Consider the following 10,496-nt stretch of genomic DNA (forward strand, 5'->3'; position numbering starts at 1 on the left):
CGGCGGGGTCTTTACGTTGGTATGTCCCTCTCGCTGAGCATGTTCGCGGACAGCCCGTCACCAGTTACGTACCGAACTTCTGCCTACGCGCTTAGATCTAGAAACGTTTTAGTGACAAGCCGCGCGGCCCCAGCACTACATACGCGAAGCGCGTCTGATGATCAGTGCGGTCCCGTCCGCTGCGAGAGAGACGACTTGGTTGCTGTCGGCGGCCGGCCGTGACCGCCTGCGCCATAGGCGGTTGGACGCGCGGATGTACGGTCCGACTTTGCCTTCGGCAAGGTACTTGTACACGTGTGATTCGACGCCTCGGAAGACTTCCAGTTCTGCGCCGTCGGGCAGGAGTAGCCGGCTGCTGGTTCCCTCGAACGCGAGTTCGTTGTTCAAGCGCAGCGTTGTGGTCGTGTTGCCACGCCAGTGCGGTTCGACGTCAAGGAGCATCTGGCGGTTGAGGTCCTCCTCGGACCGTTGCCGAGGTGTTCCCAGGTGCGCCGCGTCGGCGGTGTTGCCAGCAAAGGCAAGCGCGGTCGCTGCCGCTGTCCGGGCAAGGATGCGGAAGAACCATCCCCTGCTGTCCTCGGGTATCTGATAGAGGGGCGGTGCGCCCGGGATCCAGTCCTCAGCAGAGCTTGGTTCCGGCTCCGCGGGCTCTGGACTTGCTGGTTGGTCGCCTTGGGTCTCGCTCTGGCCGGGTTGCTCTATCGTAGGGATGGACGGTCGCCAGAACTTGTCGCCGGGGTCTTCGGCGAGCAGCCGGTCCATCTCCTTCCGGTCGCCTTGCCACATGTCATCGGTTCCGGGAGGGTCGAGTGCGTAGCTGACTATCTCGGAGCCGGATAGGTACGATCCGACCATGTAGCCGGTGGGGATCTTGCCGCCGATCTCGACGGTGCGAACCTGGAGCGAGGCCCGGGCCAATTGTTCAAGTACGAAGGCCTTGGTTTCGTGGGTGCCTTTACACTCGAGGATTACTGTTTTGAACGCGCCGCTTCTCCCGTGGATTCGGCGTCCTACGAGGAAGTAGTCGGGGCGCTTCTTGGTTCCCGCGGCTTGCCCGACGGACCCGACCCCTTCGATGAATCCGACATTGAGCGCAACGTCGGCATCAATCGCGGAGAACTCCCAGCCTCGATAACGCCTGGCCAATGCTGCCTTCGCCACCGTAATTGCAAGGCCGATTCCCAGCTGCTCGGACTGCACCTGCTTGTGATGGTGAACTACGTCGAACCCGTACGGCGAGAGCGTCAGGAAACTTTCGCTTGACAGCGTTGCGCAATATCGGAGATGTGCCCAGTTCCGCGCTGCTTGCGCGAAGGGCGAATCCGTCAGGAAGACGGTGGCGCGGCCGAGTTCGTGAAGAATCCCTGCTGGACTGACTGTGATGACCTTCGGGAGACCGAGAATTGGCCCGGCGTCTTTGGCGTACCTGAAGCCCGGATCGTTCTCCGCGAGATCAAGAACTTTGTTTCGGACGTTCTTTGCAAGGTCCTCGTCGGACACCACTCTGAGCTTTGCTGACCTGTCCAGCGATCGCAGCACCCATCCGATATCCACCGTGCTCCCTGCGACTCCGAAGCTCGTCGTTACCTTCGGTGTCTACACCGCTCCTTAGTATAATTGCTTGTCGTCTATGCGACAGCAGGCGCGGCAAGCGGCCTCCGACAGAGAGAAAGGCAGGCCAGCGCCATGCCGCTCCCCCGGACATCATGATCAGCGTCAGGATCCGCCAGCCTGGCGACAGCCAAATTGTGCAGCGTGCACAAGATGACCTTGGAACCACCCCCGTTCTCCGACCACAACGACTTCATCAACGTCAACTCCGACCGTCAAATGAAGAAGATCACCGCCTGCCTCAACAACGGCAAGCGCTGCGCCTGACCCACCGGCCGGGGCGAGTACTCGCCCCGACCGCGCTGTGAGACGTGGTACCTGATCCGTCTGTACGCCTATCTCGGCGCGCGGCGCGCCGTGCCGCATCGACCGAAGGTTGTTCAAGATGTCCCTGAGGCCACGGCCCTCCCGCTGCACCAGCAGGGGACTGCTCGAGGAACGCGGCGGGCCCACGCCAGATGCCGGTGACCACCGGAATCTTCCGAAATCTTGTCGAGGTGTCAGATGATGTGTTCCTCGCGCCGGCGAACCGGATCCGAGGCCGACTCCTGCGGCTACTCGCCGAGGGACCTCGAACCGCCGGCGACCTGGCCGACCATTTCGACCTGAGCCGGCCCGCGATGGCCGAACACCTGCAGGTACTGGCTTTGACGGGCAGCCTTATCCCTGGAAGTAGCGCAGGTACAGGTAGGGGATGCAGATGGCGACGGTGATGGCGGTGACGATGAGCCCGTACTTGGTGAACTCCCAGAAGGTGATCTTCTTTCCGGCGCGTTCGGCGATGCCGAGGACGACGACGTTGGCGGAGGCGCCGATGGCGGTGGCGTTGCCGCCGAGGTCGGCGCCGAGTGCGAGCGCCCACCACAGGACGTTGCCTTGGGGGGTGCCGTCGGCGTGGACGAGGTCGGCGACGATCGGGCTCATCGTGGCGACGTAGGGGATGTTGTCGACGATCGCCGACAGCGTCGCGGAGGCGCCGAGGAGCAGGACGGTGGTGCCCCACAGGCGGCCCTCGGTCGCGCCGGTCGCGGCCTGCGACAGTTGGGCGATGACGCCGGTGTTGACCAAGGCGCCGACCATGATGAACAGTCCGGCGAAGAAGACCAGGGTGTGCCATTCGACGTCGGTGGTGACCTCGTCCGGGTCGAGCCGGGACACCGCGAGCAGCAGCAGCCCGCCGACGATCGCGACCACGGCCGGTTCCAGGTGCAGGACCGTGTGCAGGGTGAACGCGGCAAGGACCAGGGCCAGCACGATGAGGCTGACGGTGAGCAGGCGGGGGTCGGTGATGGCGTCGCGTTCGCGCATCGCCATGACCCGGGCGACCTTGGCCGTGTCGTGGCGGAACGCGTGACGGAACAGCCACCGGCACAGGCCGAGGAACACGACCAGCAGGATGAGCACGATCGGGGCGAGGACGTTGAGGAACTCGTTGAACGTCAGCCCGGATTTGGACGCGATGATGATGTTGGGCGGGTCACCGATCAGGGTGGCGGTGCCGCCGATGTTGGAGGCCATCACCTCGGCGATCAGGAACGGCGCCGCGGGGAGCCCGAGCCGGTCGCAGACCAGCAGGGTCACTGGGGCGACGAGCAGGACGGTGGTGACGTTGTCGAGACCACTGGATGCGACGGCGGTGATGACGACGAGGATCACCAGCACCGGGTACGGCCGGCCGCGGGCGCGTTTGACGGCCCAGATCGCCAGGTATTCGAACAGCCCGGTGCGGCGCAGGACCGCGACGATGATCATCATTCCGATGAGCAGGACGATGACGTTCCAGTCGACGCCGGACTCGGGTGAGAAGAAGGCGTGTTCGGCGTCGGTGGCGCCGATGAGCAGCATCAGCATCGCCCCGGCGAGGGCGGCGGCGACACGGTGCACCCACTCGGTGGCGATCAGGACGTACACGATGACGAAGATCGCCACCGTGACCCAGGCGAGGGTGGTCATTGGGCGAGGACCCGGTCGAGGAGCCGGTCCAGGGTCACCGCACCACGCAGGACACCGTGGTCGACGACCGCGACGAGAGGGCTGCGCGTGCGGGCCATCAAAGCGGCGACTTGCAGGACCGTCGCGTCCGGGCCGACCACGGGCAGCTCGTGCGGCTGCGGGGGCAGACAGTCGCGGACGGTGCGGCCGTGAAGTTCGGTGAGGAACACGTCGGCGGCGGCCTCGTCGATCACCCGCGCCAGGGCGGGATCGTCCTGGCAGTAGACCGGCACGGCCAGGCGCAGTACCTGGGTGCCGGGAAGCACCGCGAACGGCACCTCGTGGTCGTCGACCACGATCAGGCCGGGCAGGTCCGAGCCGGCGAGCAGCCGGGCGGCGTCGAGGGCCAGGTCGGTGAGTGCGACGGTGGGATAGTCCACCATCAGGTCGCAGGAGCGCATGAGATCGAGTCCGTTTCCGCGGTCGGCAAAGGCGTTGCCGACCAGACTTCCCGGCGCTCCAATGATCACCCTAGCCCATCGCCGGAGACCCGGCGCTGCCCGCGCGATGGGCTGTCACCGTTCCGTAAGGGTCTTGTCCGGTACGGGTGCGGTGTACTCAAGCAGTGATTACGCGTCTCCTCCGTCAGCCGTTGGCCTGGGTGGCGGCGGCGGTCCTGGTATTCGTCGCCGTGGCCGGCCTCTACTGGTTCCAGCCATGGAAACTTGTCACCGATCATGAGGCCAACGAGACACTCGCCGTCACGCCGGCACCGCAGAGTTCGGCGGTGCTACCCGAGGCGTCGATGTCCGTACCGCCTGCTGGGCCGACCGTGGTACGGCAGGGCAAGTTCATCAGCCACGAACACGACACCGACGGCGTCACCCGGGTAATCCTGAACCCGGACGGCTCGCACGTCCTGGAACTGGTCGGCCTCGACACCTCCAACGGTCCCGACCTGCGGGTCTGGCTGTCGGATCAGCCTGTGCGCACCGGCGTGGACGGGTGGCGCGTCTTCGATGACGGCACCTGGGTCGAGTTGGGCCGGCTCAAGGGCAACAAGGGCGACCAGACCTATCCCATCCCGGCCGGTACGGACCTCGACGACCTTGAGAGCGTCACCATCTGGTGCAAGCGGTTCTCGGTCTCCTTCGGCGCCGCCAGCCTCACCCCCACCACGTGACACTTTGGGTGGTTCGGGGTTGGGTGTCACGAAGAAACGCAGCCCGTAGGGGCCGGCGGCGGGTCCTGGCTCACGGGTCGACCTTCAGGGTCCTTCGCCAGGATGTACCCGCTCTTCCAGGCGCCGATCGCGCCGGTCAGAGCCACCAGGGCGATCGCCGCCCAGTTCAACGGCGGGTCGGGCCAGTTGTTCCACCCGACACCCGCCACGAGGAAGGGCAGGCTCATCGCGCCGCCGCACGCCGCCGCGCAGGCCGATCGGCCGAGGATCGGACGCCGGCGCAACCCGGACGCCGCCGGCATCAGCACCAGACCGGCCACGAGGCCCGTGATCACCCCGACCAGGGCACCGACGATCGCCGCCAGCACGAACCCGCTCATGTTCCCGGTCATCCGGATCTCGTCGCCGCGGTAGCCGCTGACCAGCAAACCACCGATGAAGAACAGGCACAGGACGGTGAATCCGGTGACGGCCCCCGTGACGGCTCCGACAGCGGCTCCCCGGCCGACCACACCGATGTCGATCTTTCGCACGCAGTCACCGTAACGACTCCCGGCAATGCGATTTCGCCTCGCGGGCGTACTTTCGCGTGATCCCGGGGCGCGTTCGCCGCCAGCACGGAAGCGGATGACCGCCGAGGCGGCAGCGGCGGGTACGCGACCGCGACGTACACCACCTCGGTCTCATACAGTCCGCAACTGCCGGCGAACGCGACGCTGAGCAGACCGGCACGCGGCATCGCCTGCCGTTTAGCTGACCACCCGGCGACCCCGACGCCTCAGGATCGAACTCCCATCAAGTCCACGATTGGAGGGCTGCCGTGCTGGTCGCGGCCGTGACGGCGGTGTCGCCTTTCACAGTCCGGCCCGCAGTCGATTGTCGTGGCGGGCCGTCGGGTTTGGCCTCTTGGGAGCGTCGAGCGGGGCGTGCTTTCGGTGTGGGCGGCGAGGAGGGCGAACACGCCCGGCTCGGATCCTGGCGGGGTCTCTGGTCGCCGGGCTGCCGGCCATGCTCGTGCCGCGTGGCCGCGACGCTACCGTCAGCGGCTCGATGCGGCCGGGGAACCACACCGACGCCGATGGCGCCGGCGACGTCTATGAGCGGGACCTGAAGCAACGCTGATCACTGCCCAGTGCTATCCGCCCTGGGCTGGCAGGCGTACGGTGAGCGCAGGTGTGCTGGGAAGTCTGGTCGGCGGTCATATCCGCACGACCGGAAGGACTTCCCCCGATGACTGACTTTGCGCTGCGCGCTGCCGGGCTCACCAAACGGTACGGGCGCCTCACCGCCCTCGACCAGCTCACGATCGACGTCTCCGCGGGTGAGGTGTTCGGGTTCCTCGGCCCGAACGGTGCCGGTAAGTCCACCGCCATCCGCCTACTGCTCGGGCTGGCCCGTCCGACGGCGGGCCGGGCCTGGGTGTTCGGGGTCGACGCGGCGGATGTCGCCCGGGCGCACCGGCTGCTGGCCTACGTACCAGCCGATGTCGCGTTGTGGCCACAGCTGACCGGCGCGGAGATCCTGCACCTACAGGCGTCTACCGGGCCGGGCGTCGACCTGGCCTACCGCGATGAGCTCGTCGACCGGTTCGCCCTTGACCTGTCGAAACCGGCCCGCACCTACTCGACCGGAAACCGGCAGAAGGTCGCGCTGATCGCCGCGTTCGCCACCCGGGCGCCGCTGCTGGTGCTCGACGAGCCGACCAGCGGCCTCGACCCGCTGATGGAACGCGAGTTCCGCACCGCCGTCACCACCGCCCGCGAACGCGGGCAGACCGTCTTCCTCAGCTCCCACCAGCTGGCCGAGGTCGAGGCGGTCTGCGACCGGGTCGCCATCCTGCGGGCCGGCCGACTGATCCAGGTGGCTCCCATCCACGAGCTACGCGGCCTGCACCGCTGCGAAGTCACCCTGACTTTCACCGGCGCTCCCCCGCAGCTGTCCACGATCGCCGGTGTCGACGCGGTCCAGGCGACCGGTCAGGGCCGGCTGCGATTCACGCTGACCGGACCGCCCGCGCCCGCGCTCAAGGCCTTAGCCGACGCCGACCTCACCGCCCTGGCCGTGCGCGAACCGAGCCTGGAGGAGATCTTCCTCGACTACTACGGCACCGAGACCGCGCGATGACCGCCGCGACAGCAGCGGCCGCCGCCATGACCGACACCGTGCAGGGCGCCGCACCCGGCCGGGCAGTGACCCGGCTGGCGCTGCGGCAGATCCGCCGCGGCGCCCTGATCATCGTCGCCCTCGTCGCAGGCATGTCGGCGCTGGTCGCCACCACCTACGACAGTGTCATGGCCGACCCGGCCGCCGCCGGCAGCTTGCAGGCGCTGGCCGGCAACCCGGCCATCCGGACCTTGTTCGGCGCACCGGTCGGGCTCGACAACGCGGGCGGCTTCACGGTGTGGCGGGTCGGCACGTTCGTGGCCGTCCTGCTCGCCGTATGGGCGATCCTCGCGACGACCCGGATCACCCGCGGTGAGGAGGACGCCGGCCGCTGGGATGTGCTGCTGGCCGGCCGGGTCACCCTGCGGACGGCCGTGATGCGGCATGTCGGCGCCGTCATGGCTGTCACCCTCGCCGCCGGTGGCGCGGTCAGTGTCGTGCTGTTGCTCGCCGGCACCCGGCCGGTGGGGGCGCTGATCCACGGGGCCGGTATCGGCCTGCTCGGGTTGTCGTTCGCCGCGGTCGCGGGGCTCACCGCCCAGGTGTTCCCCGCCCGGGCGCCGGCGACCGGAACCGCCGTGGCGGTGCTCGGCATCGGTCTGCTGATGCGCATGGTCGGCGACGGCATCACCGAGCTGAACTGGCTGCGATGGCTGTCCCCGTTCGGGCTGCTCGCCCTCAGCAGCCCCTACCACCAGAACCGAATCCCGCCCCTGCTGATTTTGCTCGCCGCGACGGTGCTGGTCGGCGCCGCCACGCTGCTCGCGGCCGGCCGCCGCGATGTCCGCGCCGGACTGGTCGCGGCGAGCCCCGGCCGGCAGCCACGGCGGCGACTGCTCGCCGGCGTGGAGACGTTCGCCGTCCGGCGCCTGCTGCGGCCGCTGACCGGCTGGGCTATCGGGATCGGCGCCTACTACCTGCTCATCGGCATGACCGCGGTGTCGATCACCGACTTCCTGGCCGACAACCCCGCCCTGGCCGACCAAGCGGCCCAGGCGGGCTTCGCCGACATCGGCGCGATCGAGGGATTCACCGCCACTTTGTTCGCCATTCTGGCGCTACCCGTCGGCGGCTTCACCGCGGTCCGCATGGCCGCGTTCATCGCCGCCGAAACCGACCGCCGGCTCACCATGCTGACCGCTCAGCCGATCAGCCGGCTGCGCCTGCTCGGCGCCGAACTGTCCGCCACGGCGGCAGGCGCCGTCGCACTCGTCACCACCGCAGGCCTGCTCACCTGGTCCGGAGTCGCCGCGGTCGGCGGCAACCTCGGCCTGCTCGCCGCACTGCAGGGAGCATGGAACACGCTACCCATCGTCCTGCTCAGCCTCGCCGCCGCCGCCTTCGCCGCCGGCTGGGCACCACAGGCCGTCGGGGTCATGGGTGCCCTGCCAGCCACCGGCGGATTCCTGTTGCTCGTGATCGCCGAAAGCGTCGGCGCACCCGACTGGGTACGCAACCTCTCGCCCTTCGCCCACCTCGCACCCGTCCCGTCCGCCGAGGTCGACTGGCCCGCCACCATGATCATGACCGGACTCGCCGTAGCTATCACCGTCGCGGCCGTCGTCGGCTACCAGCGACGGGACCTACGGTCATGACGTACGCAGCCTCAGCCGGGCTTGGTATCGACACGGCCTATCGGGTGTACTGCCGTATCCGCCGGGCGAAGCCTTCGTGGGTGCCGGCCCAGCCGCGGTAGCCCCGTGGCTCGCCGCTCGCAGGGACCTCGGCAGCGCCCTGGTACGCGGCGGCGCCGGCTCCGCCAATGCCTCGCCATGCCTGCGCGGCGAGACCGGCCTGGTGGTGTCTGGATTCACCGGCCACGATGCTCGGCTGGCTCGCCGGAGCGCTCGTCCTCACGGCGATGATGGGCACCCTCGCCCGGCAATTCCTCGACGCCGTAGCGGGGAGCGCGGCACTCGCTGACGGGATCGGCGTTTCCGGAGCCGCCCTGAGGTCGGCCTCCTCGCGCTGACACAGCTCTACCTGGCCGGCGGCTAAGCTGGCAGGCGGTGTGCCGGGAAGTCTGGTCGGCGTTGTGTTCACCCTGCCGTGAAACCGGAGTGCTCGTGCTGCTGCTGACCTTCGCCGTCGTCCTATTGCTCGCCGTGTTGGTGTCCGCGCTGGCGAAGCGGACGATTCTCTCCACCGCGGTGCTGTTCCTGGCGGCCGGGATCGTGCTGGGTGCCGAATCGACGGGCGTCCTGGACGTACACCCCGATTCCCCGATTGTCGGCACGCTCGCCGAGTTGGCCCTGTTCGCGGTGCTGTTCACCGACGGCATGCGGGTCGGCTGGGCCGATCTGCGGTCGGCGTGGCGGCTGCCCGGCCGTGCCCTCGGGTGGGGCCTGCCACTGACGCTGGCGGTCACGGCCGTGGCGGCCCACTTCGTCGCGGGCCTGGGCTGGGCCGAGTCGTTGCTCATCGGGGCCATCCTGGCCCCGACCGATCCGGTCTTCGCGGCCGCCCTCGTGGGCAACGAGAAGGTGCCCGCACGCCTGCGGCATCTGCTGAACGTGGAGTCGGGGGTCAACGACGGGCTCGCGCTGCCGTTCGTGATCGTGTTCCTGGCGGTCGCGGCGGGCTCGCACGACCTACATCTCGGGGAACTGGCCGTGGAAGTGTCCACCGGCCTGGCCATCGGGGTGCTGATCCCCGTCGTGGCGATCCTGCTCGAACGCACCCGGTTCTTCTCCGCCTCGACGGCGTACGAGCCGCTCAACGGATTCGCGATCGGCCTGCTCGTGCTGGCTGTCGCCGAGGCGACACACGCCAACCTGTTCCTGGCCGCATTCGCCGCGGGCATCACGGTCGCGACGTTCGGGCCCCGGCAGCGAGCCGCGTTCGAGCACTTCGGGGAGAACATCGCTGAGCTGTTGAAGTTGGCCGCGCTGCTGGTGTTCGGCGCGCTGATCTCACCGCAGTTCCTGGCCGATATCCCATGGCAGGGCTGGGTCTTCGCGATACTCGCGATCTTCGTGGCCCGTCCGGTGGCGCTGTGGCTCTCCTTCCTGAGATCCGGGCTCGACCTGCGCGAACAGGCGGCGGCCATGTGGTTCGGCCCGAAGGGCTTCGCCTCTGTGGTGTACGGACTGCTTGTCCTGGAGTCCGGCATCGCCGGGGCGGATACGGTCTTCCACCTGGTCGCGTTGACGATCGTGCTGTCGATCGTCCTGCACTCGTCGACCGATGTCGTGGTGGCTCGTGGCTTTGACGACGAAGCCGAAACCTCAGCCTGGCACGGTGTCCTGCGGCGCACCCTTCGTCACGCTCGGCGCTGAAGGCGAAGCCCGCAGGTGCCGCGCCGCACGCCGTGCCCCGATCCGGGACGGTCATCGCATTCCGGCAGAGCCGGTACGTCGGTGAAGGTAGCCCTCTTGGCTCTGTTGCTTTCGTGGATCTGAAGATCAAGGCACGCTTGACCGGAGAAGCGTGCTGCACTGTCTTGCCGTTGCGACACGAGGTCGCACTTTGCGAGTGGACTCGCAGTTAGGAGGGCCGACATGATGTCGGCGGCGTAGTTCCGGGCGCGTGTTCGATGCCTGGCCCCGCCCTTGGCGTGCGTTGCTGGTAACGGCAGGGTGCGAAGCCCGAGGGGAAAGCCGAAGGA

The 10,496-nt window shown here is 68.1% G+C and carries 9 protein-coding genes; 5 read left to right on the forward strand and 4 right to left on the reverse strand.

The window, feature by feature from the left end; translation table 11 throughout:
- Positions 1-135: 135 nt before the first annotated feature.
- Positions 136-1,554: a hypothetical protein gene (locus AB0F10_RS40795; RefSeq protein WP_360638465.1), complete on the reverse strand. Its 1,419-nt coding sequence runs from the start codon at positions 1,552-1,554 to the stop codon at positions 136-138.
- Positions 1,555-2,069: 515 nt separating this feature from the next.
- Between AB0F10_RS40795 and AB0F10_RS40800 the strand changes: the two genes are divergently transcribed.
- Positions 2,070-2,324 carry a helix-turn-helix domain-containing protein gene (locus tag AB0F10_RS40800; protein WP_360638468.1) on the forward strand — a complete coding sequence of 85 codons (255 nt, stop codon included), beginning with the start codon at positions 2,070-2,072 and terminating at the stop codon, positions 2,322-2,324.
- On the opposite strand, the gene AB0F10_RS40805 is transcribed toward AB0F10_RS40800, so the two are convergent.
- Both AB0F10_RS40805 and AB0F10_RS40810 read right to left on the reverse strand, forming a co-directional pair.
- A complete protein-coding gene (locus AB0F10_RS40805) occupies positions 2,272-3,564 on the reverse strand; it encodes an ArsB/NhaD family transporter (protein ID WP_360638471.1) in 1,293 nt (430 codons plus the stop codon). The two genes, AB0F10_RS40800 and AB0F10_RS40805, sit on opposite strands and share 53 nt — an antisense overlap.
- Entirely contained in the window at positions 3,561-4,004 is a 444-nt protein-coding gene (locus AB0F10_RS40810; RefSeq protein ID WP_360638474.1) for a CBS domain-containing protein, read from the reverse strand. The genes AB0F10_RS40805 and AB0F10_RS40810 overlap by 4 nt, the downstream gene beginning before the upstream one ends.
- A 164-nt stretch (positions 4,005-4,168) precedes the next feature.
- On the opposite strand from AB0F10_RS40810, the gene AB0F10_RS40815 reads away from it, so the two are divergent.
- Positions 4,169-4,726, forward strand: a complete 558-nt coding sequence (locus AB0F10_RS40815) for a DM13 domain-containing protein (RefSeq protein ID WP_360638476.1) — start codon at positions 4,169-4,171, stop codon at positions 4,724-4,726.
- A gap of 26 nt (positions 4,727-4,752) precedes the next feature.
- On the opposite strand, the gene AB0F10_RS40820 is transcribed toward AB0F10_RS40815, so the two are convergent.
- Positions 4,753-5,259 (reverse strand): hypothetical protein, encoded by a 507-nt coding sequence (locus AB0F10_RS40820; RefSeq protein ID WP_360638479.1) that lies wholly within the window; start codon positions 5,257-5,259, stop codon positions 4,753-4,755.
- 697 nt (positions 5,260-5,956) lie between these two features.
- Between AB0F10_RS40820 and AB0F10_RS40825 the strand changes: the two genes are divergently transcribed.
- The 3 genes from AB0F10_RS40825 (at position 5,957) to AB0F10_RS40835 (ending at position 10,167) form a co-directional block, all read left to right on the forward strand.
- Entirely contained in the window at positions 5,957-6,850 is an 894-nt protein-coding gene (locus AB0F10_RS40825; RefSeq protein ID WP_360638482.1) for an ABC transporter ATP-binding protein, read from the forward strand.
- The gene (locus AB0F10_RS40830; RefSeq protein WP_360638486.1) at positions 6,847-8,484 is read left to right on the forward strand and encodes a hypothetical protein; all 1,638 of its coding nucleotides are present in this window, start codon (positions 6,847-6,849) and stop codon (positions 8,482-8,484) included. The genes AB0F10_RS40825 and AB0F10_RS40830 overlap by 4 nt, the downstream gene beginning before the upstream one ends.
- A gap of 471 nt (positions 8,485-8,955) precedes the next feature.
- A complete protein-coding gene (locus AB0F10_RS40835) occupies positions 8,956-10,167 on the forward strand; it encodes a cation:proton antiporter (protein WP_360638489.1) in 1,212 nt (403 codons plus the stop codon).
- Positions 10,168-10,496: the final 329 nt, after the last annotated feature.

Source organism: Actinoplanes sp. NPDC026623 (genome assembly GCF_040638275.1).
Taxonomy (GTDB): Bacteria; Actinomycetota; Actinomycetes; order Mycobacteriales; family Micromonosporaceae; genus Actinoplanes.

Coding starts and splice junctions, on each gene's coding strand:
- AB0F10_RS40800 (WP_360638468.1), top strand. CDS start 2,070: ATGCCGGTGACCACCGGAATCTTCCGAAATCTTGTCGAGGTGTCAGAT.
- AB0F10_RS40805 (WP_360638471.1), bottom strand. CDS start 3,564: ATGACCACCCTCGCCTGGGTCACGGTGGCGATCTTCGTCATCGTGTAC.
- AB0F10_RS40810 (WP_360638474.1), bottom strand. CDS start 4,004: ATGCGCTCCTGCGACCTGATGGTGGACTATCCCACCGTCGCACTCACC.
- AB0F10_RS40825 (WP_360638482.1), top strand. CDS start 5,957: ATGACTGACTTTGCGCTGCGCGCTGCCGGGCTCACCAAACGGTACGGG.
- AB0F10_RS40830 (WP_360638486.1), top strand. CDS start 6,847: ATGACCGCCGCGACAGCAGCGGCCGCCGCCATGACCGACACCGTGCAG.